This window comes from Streptomyces sp. NPDC000151 (genome assembly GCF_040301705.1).
GTDB lineage: Bacteria > Actinomycetota > Actinomycetes > Streptomycetales > Streptomycetaceae > Streptomyces.
Map to the genome: position 1 here is coordinate 1 of NZ_JBEPFC010000144.1, position 18,536 is coordinate 18,536.

Sequence of the window (18,536 nt, forward strand, 5' to 3'; positions counted from 1 at the left end):
GCACGGCGGCGCCGGCCCGCTTCTGGCGCTCCTGGCTGCCCGCGCGGCTCCCGGCCCGGCTGGCCTCCGCGATCGTCGACGCGTCGGTGCCGCAGCCGCCCGCGGACCCGACGCCCGCCCACGTACTGGCCTTCGCCCGGCTGCACGCCCTCGTCGCCGGCATCCCCCACCCCGGCGCCGACTACTGCCAGCCCGCGCAGCACCGGCCGGAGAACGGCTACGACCTGGCCGTGCTGTACGACGGCCTCACCGAGGCCGCCGCGCTCGCCGCGCCGGCGCTGCGGGCGCGGCGGTCACCGCACGAGGGCGAAGCGCTGGACTGCTTCGTCGCCGCCCACGCCCGCGCCCGCGGTCTGCGCGACACCCCCGCCTTCCGCCACCGGCTCAGCCACCAGCTCGCCGCCGACCCGTACATCGACCGCTACTGGCGGCTGCACGCCGAGCTGTCCGGCCCTGAACCCACCCTCGGCGCCGCCCACGACTGGTTCCGCGCCGCCCTGGACACCCAGGCGGCCCGGACCTTGGGGCAGTTACGCTGCTGTCCATGAACGGCAGCGGCACCGCACCAGCAGTACCCCGCCCCGCGTACCGGCGGCTGAACGTGGCGGAACGGCGCGCCCAGCTGCTGACCGCGGCCCTCGGCCTCTTCGCGCAACGGGCGCCGGAGGACGTGTCGTTGGACGACGTGGCGACCGCGGCCCAGGTCTCCCGGCCGCTGGTCTACCGCTACTTCCCCGGCGGCAAGCAGCAGTTGTACGAGGCCGCCCTGCGCAGCGCCGCCGACAATCTCGAAGGCTGCTTCGCCGAGGCGGAGACGGGACCGCTCACGCTGCGGCTGGCCCGCGCGCTGGACCGCTACCTCGCCTTCGTCGACCAGCACGACACCGGATTCAGCGCGCTGCTGCAGGGCGGCAGCGTCGTGGAGACGGTGCGCACGAACGCCATCGTCGACGAGGTGCGGCGCACTGCTGCGGAACAGATCCTGCGGCACCTGGGCGCGCCGGAGCCGGGCCCGCGGCTGCGGATGATGGTGCGTACGTGGATCACCGCCGTCGAGGCGGCCTCGCTGATCTGGGTCGACGAGGGGAAGCAGGTGCCGCTGGACGAGCTGCGCGACTGGCTCGTGGACCACTTCGTCGCGCTGATCGTCGCGACCTCGGCGACGGACGAGGAGACCGCGCGGGCCGCGGCCGCCGCGCTGGCCACGGAGACCGCCGACGGGCCGGTCGGCACCCTCGCGCGGCGGCTCGCCCCGGCCCTGTCGGACGCCGCCCACCTGCTCTGATCCCGGTCTGTGGCCCCTGATGGCGGACCCTGATGTGACACTGGCCGGGTGAGAAGCGAGAGCACGTGAGAAGCGAGAACACGCCCTTCGTCGGCGGCCCGATGGACGGGCGGGTGCTCCCGGTCCTGGTCGGCGCGACCGGCCGGCCGCCCGCCCGGTACGAGATCCCCGTCCCCGGGGAGGCCGGCGCGCCGGAGACGGTGCACGTCTACCGGCGCGAGCCCGGCCCGGCCGGCCGGCTGGGGCTGCCGCGCGGCTGGGTGTACGCCTACGACGCCGAAGCGCGGCCCGGTACGGGGCGGCCCAAGTGGCCGTGGAATCGTCAGCGTTGAGGGAACTCCCGCCGCGCGCCGGGCGTTTTTCCGGTACTCGACGGCCTGCACGACGGCCGCCGATCGGGTGATGCCCGTCCCCCGGTTCGCTCGCTCCCCCGGCGGGAAGGCGTGGCCCGTGGCACCATCCGAACCAGTCGGATGGTCGGTCCAGAGCGGAGGTGGCGCGGTGCGGGGACGGTTCCGACGGTCGGTGGGGACGGTGGCGCTGCTGGGCGCCGCCGCCGTGGCGCTGCCCGCTGCGCCCGTGTACGCGACTGTGTCCGGGACGGCAAGGCCCGCCGCGCCGCCCGACATCCCCGTGAGCGAGCTGCTGACCCGGCTGCAGAAGCTCTACCAGCAGACGGAGACGGCCACCGAGGCGTACAACGCCACGGAGGAGGACCTCAAGGCGCAGGCCAAGCTGTCCAAGAAGCTCGACGGACGGCTGCGGGCCGCCCGCTCGGACCTGGCGCAGGGGCGCGCGGACGCCGGACGGCTGGCCCGCGAGCAGTACACGGGCTCCGGGCCCGGCGGCCTCTCGCCGTACGTGCAGTTCCTGCTCTCCAAGGACCCCGAGCAGGCGCTGGACCGCGGCCATCTGCTCAAGGAGGCGGCCGGCCACCAGGCGGACACGGTCACCCGGCTCGCCGGCAGCGCCAAGAAGGCGGACGAGCTGGCGACCGAGGCGAAGCAGGCGCTGGACAAGAAGAAGTCCCTGGCCGACCGGCGGAAGAAGCAGAAGGCGAAGGTCGAGGGCCGGCTGCGGGAGGTCGAGGCGATGCTCTCCTCGCTCTCGCCGGAGCAGCTGGCGGAGCTGAGCCGGCTGGAGCGGGCCGACATGCAGGACGCCCAGCGGGACTTCCTCGGCTCCGGCGCGCTCGGCGGCCCGCAGGCCCCGTCCAAGGGCGGCGAGCGGGCCATGGCGTACGCGCTGACGCAGGTCGGCAAGCCGTATGTGTGGGGCGCCGAGGGCCCGGACTCCTTCGACTGCTCGGGACTCACCTCGCAGGCGTGGGCCCATGCGGGGAAGCCGATCCCGCGGACGAGCCAGGAGCAGTGGAAGCAGCTGCCGCACGTCAGCCTGCGCACGCTGCGCCCCGGCGACCTGGTGATCTACTTCCCCGGCGCGACGCATGTGGCGATGTACATCGGGGACGGCATGGTCGTGCAGGCCCCGCGCCCCGGCGCCAAGGTGAAGATCTCCCCGATCGCCGCCAACCCGCTGCTGGGCGCCGTCCGCCCGGACGAGGACGCGGCAGGGCTGAAGGACTACACCCCGCCCGAGCTGCCGGACGGCGCCACGGACGGCTCCGACACGGGATACGGCGACACGTCGGCGCCCGGCAACTGATCCGGCAAAGTCGGCGGCCCGGACGGGTCGGCGGGGCGGCTCCCCCCGAGGGAGCCACCCCGCTTCCGTACCGCGCGAGCGCGCCTCAGGCGGTCAGCGACGCGAGGTACGCGCCCGCCTTGTCCGGGTCGTAGAAGAAGTTCTCGAAGTCGGACGGGTCGTTGAAGCCATTGGCGAAACGATCGGCCGCGGGCTGCAGCTGGCCGGCCGCGCCGATGTAGTTCAGCACGTGCTCCGGCGGCGGCGCCAGCATCGCGTTCGTCCACTTGGTGACGTGCTGGGCGGTGGCCCAGTACCGGTCGAAGGTGGCCTGCATCCAGTCCGCGTCGAACGGCTTGTCACCGTTCTCGATGATCGAGTCCAGGTACGCCTTGGCGCACTTGGAGGCGGAGTTCGAGCCCTGGCCGGTGATCGGGTCGTTGGCCACGACGACGTCGCCGACGCCGAGCACCAGGCCGCCCGAGGGCAGCTTGCCGATGGGGTTGCGCACGGTCGGCGCGTACCGGCCGGCCAGCGTGCCGTTGGCGTCGGTCAGCTCGACGTTGGTGCAGCGCGCGTACTCCCAGGGCAGGAACTTCTCCAGCAGCTCCAGCGTCAGCGCCAGGTGCTCGTTGGGGTCCTTCACGCCCTGGAAGGCGTCCAGCGGGCCGCCGGGGATGCCCTCCCAGAAGAGGATGTCGGCGCGTCCCGAGGTGGTGTAGGTCGGCATGACGAAGAGCTCGCCGACGCCGGGGACGAGGTTGCAGCGGACCGCGTCGAACTCGGGGTGCTCGGGGCGGGGGCCCATGCCGTGCACGTACGCGACGGCCAGCGCGCGCTGGGGGGTGTCGTACGGGGAACGCGTGGCGTCCCGGCCGAACATGGACACCAGCTCGCCCTTGCCCGCCGAGACCAGCGTCAGGTCGTAGCGGGAGGCGAAGAAGTCGAGGTCGGAGACGGCGGCGCCGTGGATGACGAGCTGGCCGCCGCGCTGCGCGAAGGTCTCCATCCAGCCGGCCATCTTCACGCGCTGGTCGACGGACTGGGCGTAGGCGTCCAGCTTGCCGACCCAGTCGATGGCGCGCTGGGAGCCCTCGGGCGACTCGAAGCTGCCCGGGGCCGCCACGGAGACGCCCAGGCCCTCGATGCGCGGCGCCTGGCTCTCCCAGAAGTTGAGCTGGAGGTCGCGCTCGTACTGGAGGGCGGTGTGGAACATGCACTGCGTCGACATGACCCGCCCTGAACGGATCTCGTCGGCCGTGCGGTTGGACATGAGGGTGACCTCATAGCCCTTGGACTGCAGTCCAAGGGCCAACTGGAGACCGGACTGACCGGCTCCGATGATGAGTATCTTCCGCATGGTGGTGCTCTTCTCTGCTGGGGCCCGCGAGCGGAGCGGGCCTATTCGGGGGTCATCTCCAGGGCATGCGCGACGACAGTGAGCAAGGACTCCACGACCGTGATCCGCTTGCGTGCGTCCATGATCACCACGGGCACGTCAAGTGGTACGGAAAGGGCCTCGCGCACATCCTCGGCCGCGTATTCGGCGGTCCCCTCGAAGTGATTGACGGCGACGACGTACGGAAGACCGCAGCTCTCGAAGTAGTCGAGAGCGGGGAAGCAGTCCTCCAGACGCCGGGTGTCCGCCATCACTATCGCGCCGATGGCACCCCGGACCAGGTCGTCCCACATGAACCAGAACCGCTGCTGCCCGGGCGTACCGAAGAGGTACAGGACCAGGTCCTGGTCGAGCGTGATGCGGCCGAAGTCCATCGCGACCGTGGTCGTGGTCTTCTCCGGGGTGGCCGTCAGGTCGTCGGTGTCCTCGCTGGCCTGCGTCATCACCGCTTCGGTCTGCAGCGGCGTGATCTCGGAGACCGACCCGACGAAGGTCGTCTTGCCGACGCCGAACCCGCCCGCCACCACGATCTTGGTGGCGATGGGGGCCTGCGTACGGTCCGTCTGCCAGCTCTGCAGCCCTTCGTCGGCGGCAGGCGTCCCGGCGCTCGCCGTCATCGTCTCAGAGCCTGCGAAGTCCACTCAGCACCCTCTCAAGCAGCGCGCGGTCGGGCTGGCCGGTGCCGTGCCCGGAGCCGTAGACGCGGATCTTTCCCTGGTCGGCGAGGTCGCTGAGCAGGACGCGGACGACGCCCAGCGGCATTTTGAGCAGCGCGGAGATCTCCGCGACGGACCGCATCCGGCGGCACAGTTCGACGATGGCGCGCATCTCGGGCATGACCCGGTCGGCCCAGCCGCCCGAGGTCAGCTCGCGGCGCTCCTCCGGCGCCTCCAGCGCGGCCACGAACGTCTCGACGAGCAGGACGTGGCCGAAGCGGGTGCGGCCGCCGGTGAGCGAATACGGCCGCACGCGGGCGGGTTTGCGATCCCCGCCTCGCGTGGGGAGTTTGGGTGCGGTACTCACTGGACGCTCTCCATCGACTTGCGCAGTTCACTGCGGAGTTCGGGGGTGAGGACATGGCCGGCCCGGCCGACGAAGAGCGCCATGTGGTAGGCGATGACGCTCATGTCGCAGTCGGGGGTGGCATGCACGCCGAGCAGCGAACCGTCGCTGATGTAACTGACGAACAGACTGCCCTCGTCCATGGCGATCATCGTCTGCTTGACCGTGCCGCCGTCCATCAGCTTCGCCGCGCCGTTGGTGAGGCTGCCGACGCCGGACACGATGGTGGCCAGGTCGGCGCTGGAACCCCGCGGGCCGCGTTGTGCCGCGGCCTCAGCGGTCCCTTCCGACAGCTGCGGGTCGGAAGCCAGCAGCAGCAGTCCGTCCGACGACACGACGGCCACCGAACGGATGCCCGGCACCTCGTCGACCAGATTGGACAACAGCCACTGCAGATTCCGTGCCTGATGACTCAGTCCGTAAGCAGTGGGCGCTTGCGCCTTCAATCGCGTGCCTCCTCGACAACGTGACTCTCTTCCGGGGCCCCCGCTCCGTCGGTGTCCGTTTGTGGGATGGTCTGTTCGGCCGTGCGCTCCGCGATCTCGGCCTCCACGTCCCGCCGGCCTTCCTGCGCGCCCTTCTGGAAGCCGCCCAGTCGGCGCCGCAGCGCCTCGGCGTTCACCCCGCCGCCCTGCCGCGGCGCGCTCGGCTGCCGCTGCTCCACGATCCGGGGCGTGCGCTTGGGCAGCCCCATGTCGGTGAGCCGCCGGGCGGGCGGCTCCTCCTCGGCGTCCTCGGCCCGGCTGTGCTCGGCGCTGCCGCCGTCGACCGGGGCCGGCGCCACCGGGGCGTCGTCCGCGACGTACGGCGACCGGCCGGCCGGTACGGCACCCGTCTCGGGGCCGCCGTCGGGGTCACCGGAGAAGTCCGGCACGCCCGGGCTCGGCGCGGCCGTGCTCGGCACGCCCGGGGTCTGGGCGGCCGGGGGCGTCCCGATGCCCGCCGCGTCGATCGTCCGCTCCGCCGCCGCGATCAGCGGGTCGGCGAGCGGGCCGGGCGGCGGGCCGGTCAGGGAGCCCGGCAGGGGATCCGTGAGCGGGTCCGGCACCCGGTCCGGCAGCGGGTCGGTCAGCGGGTCGCCGACCGGTCCCGGCGCCGCCGCCCGCTGCTGCGGCTGATGCTGCTGCGCCTGCGGCAGGACGCGCTGGCCGCGAGGCGGCAGCGCGTTGGAGTTGGCCTCGGCGACCGAGCCCGGAAGGGACGGCCCGGCCTGCACCGTGCCCGGCTGTGCGGCCGCGGCCGGCGCCGGACGGGTCGGCAGGATGGACTTCGGCAGCACGACGACGGCGGTGACGCCGCCCTGCTGCTGGTCGCGCAGCTGGACGCGGACGCCGTGCCGCGCGGCGAGCCGTACGACGACGTACAGGCCGAGGCCGAGCGCCTCGTCGACCGTCTCCGAGGACGTCGCGGTCTCCGGGTCCGACAGCCGCTGGTTCAGCTCCGCCATCCGCTCGGCGGTCATCCCTATGCCCTGGTCCTGGACCGAGAGCATCAGCTCGCCGCTCTCCAGCAGCCAGCCGGAGAGCTCCACGTGGGCGTCCGGCGGCGAGAACGCCGTGGCGTTGTCCAGCAGCTCGGAGACGAGGTGGCTGACGTCGTCGGCGGCGAAGCCGGCGACCTGGGAGTGCGGCGGCAGCGACTGGATGCGCACCCGCTCGTACCGCTCGATCTCGCTGATCGAGGCGCGCAGCACGTCCAGCAGCGGCACCGGCACGGCGTTGTGGTTGCTGTGCTCGGAGCCGGAGAGGACGAGGAGGTTCTCGCTGTTCCGGCGCACCCGGGCGGCGAAGTGGTCGAGCTTGTACAGCGTCTCCAGGCGCTCGGGGTCCTGCTCGCGCTCCTCCAGGCTCTCGATCACGCCGAGCTGGCGCTCGACGAGGCCGACCGTGCGCATCGCCAGGCTGACGAACCGGTTGTTGACGCCGGAGCGCAGCGCGGCCAGCCGCTCGGTGAGGTCGGCGCGCTCCTCCAGGAGCACGTCGCGCTCGGCGGCCAGCCGCTTGCGGCCGCTCGCCATCCGGGCGCGCTCACCCTCCGCCTCGGCGGCCGTCCGCGCCAGCTCGGCGACCTGCGCGTGCAGCGCGTTGACGGACCGCACGGTCTGCGCGTACTCGTCGTTGCGGCCCTTGTACTCGATGGCCGGCTCGTCCGCCGGGTCCTTGGCGACCCGCGCGGCCCCGCGGCGCAGCGCGGACAGCGGCTGGGTCATCGTGCGCGCTGCCCAGATGCTGATGCCGACGGCGAGCAGCAGGCAGAGCCCGACCAGCCCGATGCGGATCTCCAGCGAGGTGACGTCCTCGTCCCGGAGCTTCGCCATCGCCTTGACGTCGGCGGTGCTCAGCGAGGACTCCACGCTGCGCATCAGGCCGATGCGGGTGGCGGTGGTGGACTGGATGCGCTTCCGGTCGAGCTGCAGGTCCAGGGGGTAGAGCCGGGGCTGGTCGGTGAGCTTGTCGAGATAGCGCTCGGCGGTGTCGACGTCGGTGCCGTTGACCGTGCGGTCGTAGCTGTCCCGGGCGTCGTCGCCGGCTGTCTGCGCGAAGTCGGCGAGCGAGGTCAGTTCGCGTACGTGCGACTGCTGGGCGGCGGCGGACAGGTCGGTCTGCCGGCCCTCGCTCGCCAGGCCGGCGAGCAGCAGCGCGCGGGTGGCGGACGCCTGTTCGGTGGCGCGGCCGAGGAGCGGCAGGTCCTGGGCGCGGGAGCCGGCCGCGCTGGCGCGGGGCGGCACCCGGCGGGCGATGTCGCCCGAAATGGCGTCCAGCGCCTGAATGGTGGCAGTGTAGGACTTGAAGGTGTCCAGGGCACCGCCCGTGCCGGTCAGCGCCTGCTGGCGGACCTTGGGCAGCGACGTGAGCAGCTTGCCGGCGTCGCCGAACGCCGCGGTCTCGGCGGAGCTCTCGGCCGCCTCGGCGCGCAGGTCCTCGATCTGCCGGTCCACGCGGGCCCGCTGGGCCTCCGAGACGCCGGCGCCGCCGCGCGTCGTCCGGCCTCCCGCGACATACACCGTCATGGCGTCGCGCTCGTCGGCGAGGGAGTGCGCGAGGGTCACCGCGCGGGCGTTCAGCTCGCCGAGGTCGACCAGCTCCTGGGAGCCGTCCACGTCCTGCATCGCCGAGGAGATGACGGGCGTGCCGACCGCCATGACAGCGACGGCGACCACCGCCACGGCTCCCATGAGCCTGTTGCGCACGCGCGCGGGACGTCCGCCCGCACGCTCACCGTCCGTACCGGACCTGGCCGGGCCGGCCGGTTTTGCCGGCTCCACCACGTCACCCCGAAGCCGCTTCTTCCGCACCGCTGCTCGCAATCCTGTCTCGCCTGCCCACGCCGTGTGTGGCCTTGCGGACCCGGCCGTTCTCCCCGGAAGGCGGATCTGTGGCGCATTCGCAGCACCTCACGCCCCCGCCGGGCAGACAGTCCGGCTGTGCGCGTCGCGATGAGGGAATGGCCCCACCCAAGATCCGGAATACGACCATTTCACCGGCGCCGCGCGGTGGCCCGACAACGCCTGCCCGGCCACCTGAATGAGTGAACATCAATCGGAAGTTGACCATCAACTTCCGCTGTGAGGCGCAACAGTAGGCCATCGGCGGGCGGGTTTGGAGAACGGTCCGGGGCCTGGCAGGATGCCCGCCCGCATTTTGCGGAGCGTCCTTTCGGCCCGTCAGGAGGCCGGAATCGGCGCCGTTCGCGCGCCGCGCCCCCGATTCCCCGCATTCCGGACGCCCTTCCTCCGCCTTCCCCCGCCTTCACCGGCCGCTCCGGCATGCTTGCCCACATGCGCATCGAACTGGCCACCGAGCCCGGCGACCCTCAACGCCCCAATGAGGACTACGCATCAGTAGCGCTGCCCGCGGCCGGTCAGGGCGGTGTCCTCGTCCTGCTCGACGGCGTGACGCCGCCGCCGGAGGACTTCGGGTGCCGCCACGACGTGCCGTGGTTCACCGCGCGCCTCGGGGGCGCGATGCTCGAACTGTCCGGTTCGCTCCGCGACATGACGCTCACCGAGGCCCTCTCCGAAGCCATCGGGCGCACCGCCGCGACCCATCGCGACACCTGTGACCTTTCTCACAGGAGGACTCCGCAGGCAACGGCCATCGCCGCGCGCTGGTCCCCGCACGCCGTGGAGTACCTCGTGCTGTCGGACTCGGCGCTGCTCATCGAAGCGCCGGACGGCACGGTCGAGGCGGTACTGGACCAGCGCCTCGAACAGCTGCCGGCCGCGGTCGGCGAGCTGCGCGCCGCGGTACGGGCGCTGCCGGAGGGGTCCGCCGAACGGGCTGCCGCGGCCCGGGAGTACGTCACCGCGGTCGAGGCGCTGCGCAACACCGAGGGCGGTTTCCACACCGCGGCCGCCGACCCTTCGGTGGCGGCGCGCGCGGTCACGGGCACCGTGCCGCGCGACCGGGTCCGCTCGCTGACCGCGCTGAGCGACGGGGCCGGGCGCTGGGTCGAGGTGTTCCGCGAGGGCTCGTGGGCCGACTGCCTGGGCGTGGTGCGCAAGGAGGGGCCGCAGGCGCTCATCGACCGGGTACGGGCGGCCGAGAACGCCGACGCGGACGGGCTGGACTTCCCGCGCGGCAAGCTGCACGACGACGCCGCGGTGGTGTACGCGGAGCTGTGAGACGGGGCGGCGGCGGGCCCGCTCCGGGCGTCAGCCCTCGCCCGCCTCCCGCGGCTCCTGCCCGCCTTCCCGCGCCTCGCCCTGCTCGCCTTCCCGTACCTCGTCCTGCTCCTGCTCCTGCTCTTGTTCATCGTTCAACCGATGCAGCAGGCGCGCCAGTTCGGCGATCTCCCCGCGGTCCCAGGCGGCGAGCCGGCGGGCGTACCGGTCACGCCGGGCACTGCGTACGCGGGTGAAACGGGCCAGCCCCTCGTCCGTGAGCCGGACCAGGACGGCGCGCCCGTCGGCGGGGTCCTTCTCGCGGGCCACCAGCCCCAGGTCGTCCAGGGCCCGCAGCTGACGGCTGATGGTCGCCTTGCCGACGCCGAAGTAACAGGCCAGTGCGGTGGCGCGCTGCTCGCCGGCCTCCGCGAGCCGGAGCAGCAGGCCGTACGCCGACGGCTCCAGGTCGGGGTGCACCTCGCGGGCCATTTCGCCGGAGGAGGCGCGGGCCCGGCGCAGGAATACCGCCAACTCGTGCTCCAACGACAGAAAGAGGTCGTCGATGCCGCCGGGCCGCTTCGCCGCCGCCCCGTCGGTTCCGGTGTTGTGCACGTCAGCGCCCTTTCCCGTTTTCCGGACGATGGAAGAAATTTTCAGCGGCGGCCGATTCCGCAGCTGAGCCAGTATTTCGCAGGATTAGACCAACGGAATCACCTGGTCCCCCTTTCCGCCTCTGGTCTACGCGCGTATCGTCATTTATGGCATGACCACACCAAGTCAGCCCTCTCCCTCCCAGGTCCCACCGAGATCTACGGAGTCACGTATGCGCGTGCACAGATCCGGCCCGGCCCGCCACCTCCGGCGCCCCACCGCCACAGTGGCCGCAACCCTCCTCACCCTGCTCGCCCTGCTCTGCGGCACCGCCGGCACCGCGACCGCCGCCGGGCCCGCCGGCACCCCCGGCAAGGACGCGCCGGAGCCCACCCACCCCGGCCAGGACTGGGCCGGCTCGCAGGTCGCCAAGCACGAAGGCGGCACGGGGGCACCCGTCGCGCCGTCCGTCCAGGCGTCCGTGGAAGGCGTGGACGTCAGCGGCCATCAGGGCAACGTCGCATGGTCGACGCTGTGGAACAGCGGAGTGAAGTTCGCCTACGTCAAGGCGACCGAATCCACCAGCTACATCAACCCGTATTTCGCTCAGCAGTACAACGGGTCCTACAACGTCGGCATGATTCGCGGCGCCTACCACTTCGCCACGCCCAACACCTCCAGCGGCGCGGCCCAGGCCAATTACTTCGTGGACCACGGAGGCGGCTGGTCGAAGGACGGCAAGACGCTGCCCGGCGCGCTCGACATGGAGTACAACCCCTACGGCGCCACCTGCTACGGCATGAGCGCAACCGCCCTGGTGAACTGGATGAAGGACTGGTTCGCCACGTACAAGGCGCGCACCGGACGGGACGCGGTGATCTACACCTCCACCAGCTGGTGGAAGCAGTGCACCGGCAACTACGCGGGCTTCGGCAGCGTCAACCCGCTGTGGGTCCCGCGGTACGGCTCCTCCGTCGGTGAACTCCCGGCCGGCTGGGGCTTCCACACCATCTGGCAGTACACGTCCACCGGGCCGACCGTGGGCGACCACAACCTCTTCAACGGCGCGTACGACCGTCTCCAGGCGCTCGCGAACGGGTAAGAGGCCGACAGGGCTCCCCCTACGTGCCGTGAGGACCTGCGCCGGCCCCTCCCGCAGGCCCTCGCGGCACGGCGCCCTGTCTCCCCTCCCCCTTGCGCGTCTTCGAAAGAGGCTCCCCCCTATGCGCATACGCCGGTGCATCACGCTGCTCTCCACGCTCTGCACGGCCCTCGCGGTGGCCGTGCCCGCCTCCGCCGCATCCGCATCCCCCACCCCCTCCTCCGCCGACACCGCCCACCACTACGGACTCGACCACGCCGGCGGTACGCTCCGCGCCCACGAGGGCGGCACCGCGTCCGGCCCGGCGCCGCAGCCGCTCGCCGGGGTGGCCGGCATGGACGTCAGCAGCCACCAGGGCAACGTCGACTGGCCCGCGGCCTGGCGCGCCGGCGCCCGCTTCGCCATCGTCAAGGCCACCGAGGGCGCGGGCTACCGCAGCCCCAAGTTCGGCCAGCAGTACGGCGGTGCGTACAACGTCGGCATGATCCGCGGCGCCTACCACTTCGCGCTGCCGAACACCTCGTCCGGCGCCACGCAGGCCAACTACTTCGTCGACAACGGCGGCGGCTGGAAGGCGGACGGCCGGACGCTGCCGCCCGCGCTGGACATCGAGTACAACCCGTACGGCGCGGCCTGCTACGGCCTGAGCCGGGCGGCCATGACCGCCTGGATCCGGGACTTCAGCGCCACGGTGCACGCCCGGACCGGCCGCTACCCGATGATCTACACCGCCACCAACTGGTGGCGCCTGTGCACCGGCGACAACGCGTCCTTCGGCATCAAGCACCCCCTGTGGATCGCCCGCTACGCCGCCTCCCCCCAGCCCCTCCCGTCCGGCTGGCCGGCCCACACCATCTGGCAGTACGCCGACCGCGGCCGCTTCCCCGGCGACCAGAACGTCTTCAACGGCTCGGTGGCCCAGCTCCGCGCTCTCGCGGAGGGGTGACCGCCGCCCCTGGGGACATCGGGAGGCCCGGAGCCCCCGCCCTGCGGGAGTTCCGGGCCTCGGGCGCGGGGGTTACGCGGCGACCGGGACCTCCACCGAGGTCGCGGCCGGGGTCAGGGCCAGGTCCAGGACCTGGCGGACGTCCGACACGGGGTGGACGTCCAGCTTTTCCAGGACCTCGGCCGGGACGTCGTCCAGGTCCGCCTCGTTGCGCTTGGGGATGATCACTGTGGTGATCCCCGCCCGGTGCGCCGCGAGGAGCTTCTGCTTGACGCCGCCGATGGGCAGCACCCGGCCGGTGAGGGAGACCTCGCCGGTCATCGCCACGTCGGGCCGGACCTGACGGCCGCTGAGGAGCGAGGCCAGGGCCGTGGTCATGGTGATGCCCGCGCTGGGGCCGTCCTTGGGGACCGCGCCCGCCGGGACGTGCAGGTGCACGCCGCGCTCCTTGAGGTCGCCGACGGGCAGCTCCAGCTCCGCGCCGTGCGAGCGGAGGAAGGAGAGCGCGATGTGCGCCGACTCCTTCATCACGTCGCCGAGCTGGCCGGTGAGCTGGAGGCCCGAGCCGCCGGTCTCCGCGTCGGCGAGCGACGCCTCGACGTACAGGACGTCGCCGCCCGCGCCGGTCACGGCCAGGCCGGTGACCACGCCGGGCACCGCCGTGCGCCGCTCCTCCGGGTCCTGCGCGGACTCCGGGACGTGGTGCGGCCGCCCGATGAGCGGGCGGAGCTCGTCCACGCCCACGGTGAAGGGCAGGTCCTGTTCGCCCAGTTCGTGCTTGGCCGCGACCTTGCGGAGCAGCCGGGCGATGGCCCGCTCCAGATTCCGCACGCCCGCCTCGCGGGTGTACTCGCCGGCCAGCTTGCGCAGCGCGGCGTCCTCGATCACGACCTCGCCGGGCTCCAGGCCCGCCTTCTCCAGCTGGCGCGGGAGCAGGTGGTCGCGGGCGATGGTGACCTTCTCGTCCTCGGTGTAGCCGTCGAGGCGGACCAGGTCCATGCGGTCCAGGAGCGGCTCCGGGATCGCCTCCAGGACGTTGGCCGTGGCGAGGAAGACCACGTCGGAGAGGTCGAGCTCGACCTCCAGGTAGTGGTCGCGGAAGGTGTGGTTCTGCGCCGGGTCGAGCACTTCGAGGAGGGCCGCGGCGGGGTCGCCGCGGAAGTCGGAGCCGACCTTGTCGATCTCGTCCAGCAGGACGACCGGGTTCATGGAACCGGCCTCCTTGATGGCGCGGACGATGCGGCCGGGCAGCGCGCCGACGTACGTGCGCCGGTGGCCGCGGATCTCCGCCTCGTCCCGGACGCCGCCGAGCGCGACCCGGACGAACTTGCGGCCCATGGCACGCGCGACGGACTCCCCCAGGGAGGTCTTGCCGACGCCGGGCGGGCCGGTCAGGGCCAGTACGGCACCGCCGCGGCGGCCGCCGACCAGGCCGAGGCCACGGTCCGCGCGGCGCTTGCGCACCGCCAGGTACTCGGTGATCCGCTCCTTCACGTCGTCCAGGCCCGCGTGGTCCGCGTCCAGGACGGCGCGGGCGCCCTTGATGTCGTACGCGTCCTCGGTGCGCTCCGTCCACGGCAGCTCCAGGACGGTGTCCAGCCAGGTGCGGATCCAGGAGCCCTCGGGGCTCTGGTCGCTGGACCGCTCCAGCTTGTCGACCTCCTTCAGGGCCGCCTTGCGGACGTCCTCGGGCAGGTCGGCGGCCTCGACGCGGGCGCGGTAGTCGTCGCTCTCGTCGTCCGCTTCGCCGTTCAGCTCGGACAGCTCCTTGCGGACCGCCTCCAGCTGGCGCCGCAGCAGGAACTCGCGCTGCTGCTTGTCGACGCCCTCCTGGACGTCCTTGGCGATGGACTCGGCGACGTCCTGCTCGGCGAGGTGCTCGCGGAGCGCTTCGGTGGCGTCCTTCAGGCGGGCGACCGGGTCGGTGGTCTCCAGCAGCCGGACCTTCTGCTCGGTGGTCAGGAAGGGGCTGTATCCGGAGTTGTCGGCGAGCTGGCCGACGTCCTCGATCTGCTGGACGCGGTCCACGACCTGCCAGGCGCCGCGCTTGCGCAGCCAGCTCGTGGCGAGCGCCTTGTACTCCTTGACGAGCTCGGTGACCGCGCCGGGGAGGCCCGTCTTTCCATCAGGCGCAGTCGGGACGGTCTCCTCGACCGTGGTGCCCTCCACCCAGAGGGCCGCGCCGGGCCCGGTCGTCCCGGAGCCGATCTGCACGCGGCCCAGGCCGCGGATCAGCGCGCCCGGGTCGCCGTCGGACAGCCGGCCGACCTGCTCGACCTTGCCGAGCGTGCCGACGCCGGCGTAATTGCCGTCGATACGTGGAACGAGCAGCACCCGTGGCTTGTTACCGGGTGAGGCGGCGGCCTGCGCGGCCTCCACCGCGGCGCGTACGTCCGGGTCGGACAGGTCCAGTGGCACCACCATGCCCGGCAGGACGACCTCGTCGTCCAGGGGCAGCACGGGCAGGGTGAGCGGTGTGGACGTCGAAGCCATGATCTCCCCTTCGGCAGGCAAGTTGAGCTGTACCCACTCAATGCTCGGGAGTCGGTGGATGTTCCCAGGGCTTTGTTCGCTGTGAGCGATCAGACGCGGAGGCGGGCGGGAGGCCCGAAACGGCCGGGCGCGCATGGCCTACGGGCTCATAGGGTGGGGGACCGTCCGGCATCCCCCGACTCCGGAGGCCTCGCACCCATGTCAGCCCCCTTCGCCACCGACGAGACGCCCGTCACGCTGGAGCGCCGGGACGGACCGTACGGAGAGGTGGTGCTGCGGCGGCGGGGCCCGCACTTCGAGATCATCGCCAACGGGTGCTTCCTGATGGACACCTCCGACGGGCGGTCGGAGCGGCTGCTCGTCGACGCCGCGCTCGCGGCGCTGCCCGCCGGCCGCGCGCGGCCGTCCGTACTGATCGGCGGGCTGGGCGTCGGCTTCTCGCTGGCGCGCGCCGCCGCCGAGCCGCGCTGGGGCCGGATCGCGGTCGTCGAGCGCGAGGGCGCGGTCATCGACTGGCACCGAGCGGGGCCGCTGGGGACGGTGTCGGGCCCGGCGCTGGCCGACCCCCGGACGGAGATCGTCCAGGCCGATCTGGTGGCGTACGTACGGGAGGGCGCGGGCACCGAGACGTACGACGCGCTCTGCCTGGACATCGACAACGGCCCCGACTGGACCGTCACCGAGGACAACGGCGGCCTGTACTCCCCCGCCGGGCTCGCGGCCTGCCGGGACCGGCTGACACCGGGCGGCGTGCTGGCCGTCTGGTCGGCGCAGCCCTCGCCCGCTTTCGAGGACGCGCTCCGGAATGCCGGGTTCAGCGAGGTTCGCACCGAAGAGATCCCCGTTGTCCGAGGCGTCCCCGACGTGGTCCACCTCGCGGGGAAACGCGCGTAGCCGCGGGTCACATCGTGCCTTTACGCTGCTGCCCAGCAGTATGCGACCAGTCAGTACACCCAGTCAGCACGTCAGTACAGCAAGTCAGTACGCGACCACGCACGGGGAAATTCAGGGGCGGGCGATGGACCAGACTCAGACCACCCACGGCGCCGCGGCGGCGGCCACGCCCGGCGCCCAGCGGCGGGTGCTCGTCGTCGAGGACGACCCGACGATCGTGGACGCCATCGCGGCCCGGCTGCGCGCCGAGGGCTTCCAGGTGCAGACCGCGATCGACGGCCCGTCGGCCGTGGACACCGCCGAGGCGTGGCAGCCCGATCTGCTCGTCCTCGACGTCATGCTGCCCGGCTTCGACGGCCTGGAGGTGTGCCGCCGGGTGCAGGCCCAGCGGCCGGTCCCGGTGATGATGCTCACCGCGCGGGACGACGAGACGGACATGCTGGTCGGCCTCGGCGTCGGCGCCGACGACTACATGACCAAACCGTTCTCCATGCGCGAGCTGGCGGCGCGGGTGCACGTCCTGCTGCGCCGCGTCGAGCGGGCCGCGCTCGCCGCGCACACGCCGCGCAGCGGCATCCTGCGCCTGGGCGAGCTGGAGATCGACCACGCGCAGCGGCGGGTCCGGGTGCGCGGCGCCGACGTGCACCTCACGCCCACCGAGTTCGACCTGCTGGTCTGCCTCGCCAACACGCCGCGCGCCGTGCTCTCCCGCGAGCAGCTGCTCGCCGAGGTCTGGGACTGGGCGGACGCCTCCGGCACCCGCACGGTCGACAGCCACATCAAGGCGCTGCGCCGGAAGATCGGCGCCGAGCGGATCCGCACGGTCCACGGCGTCGGGTACGCGCTGGAGACCCCGCCGGCATGAAGTCGCCCCTTCCCCTGGCGCGCGCGCTCTGGCAGCGGGCCTGGGAGGCGATGCGTCCGCTCGATCCGTACCGTTCGGTCAAGGCGGCGCTCGGCGCGCTGGTCACCGTTTCGGTGATCATCACGACCCTGCTGGTCCTCGTCGCGTTCCACTCGGCGACGGAGCTGCGGGTCATCACGGTCTTCTCGATCATCGCCTCGCTGCTGATCACCCAGTTCGTCGCGCAGGGGCTGACGGCCCCGCTGGACGAGATGACGGACGTGACCCGGGCGATGGCCGCCGGTGACTACACCCGGCGGGTGCAGGGCAGCCGCCGGGACGAGTTCGGCGAGCTGGCCGACGCCTTCAACACGATGGCCGCCGACCTGGAAGCGGTGGACACCCACCGCAAGGAGCTGGTCGCCAACGTCTCGCACGAGCTGCGCACGCCGATCGCCGCGCTCCGCGCCGTACTGGAGAACGTCGTCGACGGCGTCTCCGAGGCGGACCCGGAGACGATGCGCACCGCGCTGAGCCAGACCGAGCGGCTCGGCCGCCTGGTCGAGCACCTGCTGGACCTCTCCCGGCTGGACAACGGGGTCATCCCGCTGCACGCCCGCCGCTTCGAGGTCTGGCCGTACCTCTCCGGGGTGCTGAAGGAGGCCAACATGAGCCGCAGCGCCTCCACCCTGGCCGTCGGCTCCACCCACCACAGCCGTACGGACGTCCACCTCCACCTGGACGTCTCGCCCCCGGAGCTGACCGCGCACGCGGACGCCGAGCGGCTGCACCAGGTCGTCGCCAACCTGATCGACAACGGCATCAAGCACTCCCCGCCGCACGGCCGCGTGACCGTACGGGCACGCCGCGGCGAGGGCCCCGGCAGCCTGGTACTGGAGGTGCAGGACGAGGGGCCCGGCATCCCGGCGTCCGAGCGGCACCGGGTCTTCGAGCGGTTCAACCGCGGCGGCCCCGGTGCGTCCGGGCCGGGCACCGACGGCGGTACGGGACTGGGCCTGGCGATCGCGCGCTGGGCGGTGGATCTGCACGGCGGGCGCATCGGGGTGGCCGAATCCCCGCGTGGCTGCCGTATCCGCGTCACCCTTCCGGGGACCGGTCAGCCCCGTCCTTGACGCCCGGTGACGTAGGGTCGGTGGTGGAACCACCCATTCGGAGTGTTCCCCGCGTCCCCGCCTGGGGTGCGATGGCGATGCCGCCTACCCAGGTGCGAGCGAACCACGCATGTTTCCCGCCAAGTCGCGCCCCGAAACCCCCCGCCAAATGTGACGTGCGCGACGAGTACCCCTCCCGGACTGCAGCATCGGTCGACAGAGGCGTAGCCTTTATTCCCGCTGTCCACCACCTTTAGGAAGCGGAAGAGGGCGGTTGCCGCCGTGTCGCCACAGTCCCCCAACACTTCGAGTGCCTCGACCGACCAAGACGGGCAGGGCAAGAGCCCTGCTGCCGGATTCGGTGCGAACGAGTGGCTCGTCGATGAGATCTACCAGCAGTACCTCCAGGACCCGAACTCGGTAGACCGAGCCTGGTGGGACTTCTTCGCCGACTACAAGCCGGGCGCTCCGGTGACGTCGGGCACCCCTGCCGACGAGGCCAAGCCGGCCGCACCCGCGACGCCACCGGCCAAGCCGGCCGCCGCGCCCGCGGCCGCC

General features: G+C 72.5%; 17 protein-coding genes and 1 pseudogene. 11 read left to right on the top strand and 7 right to left on the bottom strand.

Annotated features, from left to right (window positions below; genetic code table 11):
- The 4 genes and pseudogenes from ABT381_RS29135 to ABT381_RS29150 all read left to right on the top strand — a co-directional run.
- Window positions 1–548, top strand: a pseudogene (locus tag ABT381_RS29135) (MerR family transcriptional regulator); the annotation flags it as partial.
- Window positions 545–1,285: a TetR/AcrR family transcriptional regulator gene (locus ABT381_RS29140; RefSeq protein WP_351599560.1), complete on the top strand. Its 741-nt coding sequence runs from the start codon at window positions 545–547 to the stop codon at window positions 1,283–1,285. The pseudogene ABT381_RS29135 and the gene ABT381_RS29140, both read left to right, overlap by 4 nt.
- A gap of 65 nt (window positions 1,286–1,350) precedes the next feature.
- Window positions 1,351–1,617: a DUF8847 domain-containing protein gene (locus tag ABT381_RS29145; RefSeq protein ID WP_351599561.1), complete on the top strand. Its 267-nt coding sequence runs from the start codon at window positions 1,351–1,353 to the stop codon at window positions 1,615–1,617.
- A gap of 169 nt (window positions 1,618–1,786) precedes the next feature.
- Window positions 1,787–2,950, top strand: a complete 1,164-nt coding sequence (locus tag ABT381_RS29150; RefSeq protein ID WP_351599562.1) for a C40 family peptidase — start codon at window positions 1,787–1,789, stop codon at window positions 2,948–2,950.
- A gap of 85 nt (window positions 2,951–3,035) precedes the next feature.
- Here ABT381_RS29150 and ABT381_RS29155 read toward each other — a convergent pair whose 3' ends face one another.
- From ABT381_RS29155 to ABT381_RS29175, 5 genes are read right to left on the bottom strand one after another with little or no spacing between them, the layout of a single operon-like run.
- The gene (locus tag ABT381_RS29155; RefSeq protein ID WP_351599563.1) at window positions 3,036–4,289 is read right to left on the bottom strand and encodes a styrene monooxygenase/indole monooxygenase family protein; all 1,254 of its coding nucleotides are present in this window, start codon (window positions 4,287–4,289) and stop codon (window positions 3,036–3,038) included.
- A 41-nt stretch (window positions 4,290–4,330) separates the two neighbouring features.
- On the bottom strand, window positions 4,331–4,945 hold the full coding sequence (locus tag ABT381_RS29160) for a GTP-binding protein (protein WP_351599564.1): 615 nt from the start codon (window positions 4,943–4,945) through the stop codon (window positions 4,331–4,333).
- A gap of 4 nt (window positions 4,946–4,949) precedes the next feature.
- Window positions 4,950–5,351, bottom strand: coding sequence for a DUF742 domain-containing protein (locus ABT381_RS29165; RefSeq protein WP_351599565.1), 402 nt, complete (start codon window positions 5,349–5,351; stop codon window positions 4,950–4,952).
- Entirely contained in the window at window positions 5,348–5,836 is a 489-nt protein-coding gene (locus ABT381_RS29170) for a roadblock/LC7 domain-containing protein (RefSeq protein ID WP_351599566.1), read from the bottom strand. The genes ABT381_RS29165 and ABT381_RS29170 overlap by 4 nt, the downstream gene beginning before the upstream one ends.
- Window positions 5,833–8,580: a nitrate- and nitrite sensing domain-containing protein gene (locus tag ABT381_RS29175; RefSeq protein ID WP_351599567.1), complete on the bottom strand. Its 2,748-nt coding sequence runs from the start codon at window positions 8,578–8,580 to the stop codon at window positions 5,833–5,835. Before ABT381_RS29175 ends, ABT381_RS29170 begins: the two co-directional genes overlap by 4 nt.
- A gap of 588 nt (window positions 8,581–9,168) precedes the next feature.
- Here ABT381_RS29175 and ABT381_RS29180 point away from each other — a divergent pair.
- Window positions 9,169–10,014: a hypothetical protein gene (locus ABT381_RS29180; protein WP_351599568.1), complete on the top strand. Its 846-nt coding sequence runs from the start codon at window positions 9,169–9,171 to the stop codon at window positions 10,012–10,014.
- Window positions 10,015–10,044: 30 nt separating this feature from the next.
- On the opposite strand, the gene ABT381_RS29185 is transcribed toward ABT381_RS29180, so the two are convergent.
- Window positions 10,045–10,608, bottom strand: a complete 564-nt coding sequence (locus tag ABT381_RS29185) for a MarR family winged helix-turn-helix transcriptional regulator (RefSeq protein WP_351599569.1) — start codon at window positions 10,606–10,608, stop codon at window positions 10,045–10,047.
- A 211-nt stretch (window positions 10,609–10,819) separates the two neighbouring features.
- Between ABT381_RS29185 and ABT381_RS29190 the strand changes: the two genes are divergently transcribed.
- Together ABT381_RS29190 and ABT381_RS29195 are read left to right on the top strand one after the other, a co-directional pair.
- Complete coding sequence (locus ABT381_RS29190) at window positions 10,820–11,689, top strand: lysozyme (protein WP_351599570.1); 870 nt, start codon at window positions 10,820–10,822, stop codon at window positions 11,687–11,689.
- Window positions 11,690–11,810: 121 nt separating this feature from the next.
- Window positions 11,811–12,635, top strand: a complete 825-nt coding sequence (locus ABT381_RS29195) for a lysozyme (RefSeq protein WP_351599571.1) — start codon at window positions 11,811–11,813, stop codon at window positions 12,633–12,635.
- 72 nt (window positions 12,636–12,707) lie between these two features.
- Here ABT381_RS29195 and lon read toward each other — a convergent pair whose 3' ends face one another.
- On the bottom strand, window positions 12,708–15,128 hold the full coding sequence (gene lon / locus ABT381_RS29200) for an endopeptidase La (protein ID WP_351599572.1): 2,421 nt from the start codon (window positions 15,126–15,128) through the stop codon (window positions 12,708–12,710).
- Between the two features lie 198 nt (window positions 15,129–15,326).
- Here lon and ABT381_RS29205 point away from each other — a divergent pair, with 198 nt between their 5' ends.
- The 4 genes from ABT381_RS29205 to ABT381_RS29220 all read left to right on the top strand — a co-directional run.
- On the top strand, window positions 15,327–16,022 hold the full coding sequence (locus ABT381_RS29205) for a spermidine synthase family protein (protein ID WP_351599573.1): 696 nt from the start codon (window positions 15,327–15,329) through the stop codon (window positions 16,020–16,022).
- 124 nt (window positions 16,023–16,146) lie between these two features.
- Entirely contained in the window at window positions 16,147–16,887 is a 741-nt protein-coding gene (locus tag ABT381_RS29210; RefSeq protein WP_351599574.1) for a response regulator transcription factor, read from the top strand.
- Entirely contained in the window at window positions 16,884–17,999 is a 1,116-nt protein-coding gene (locus ABT381_RS29215; protein ID WP_351599575.1) for a HAMP domain-containing sensor histidine kinase, read from the top strand. The genes ABT381_RS29210 and ABT381_RS29215 overlap by 4 nt, the downstream gene beginning before the upstream one ends.
- A 261-nt stretch (window positions 18,000–18,260) precedes the next feature.
- A partial coding sequence (locus ABT381_RS29220; protein ID WP_351599576.1) for a 2-oxoglutarate dehydrogenase E1 subunit family protein occupies window positions 18,261–18,536 on the top strand: 276 nt, incomplete at its 3' end.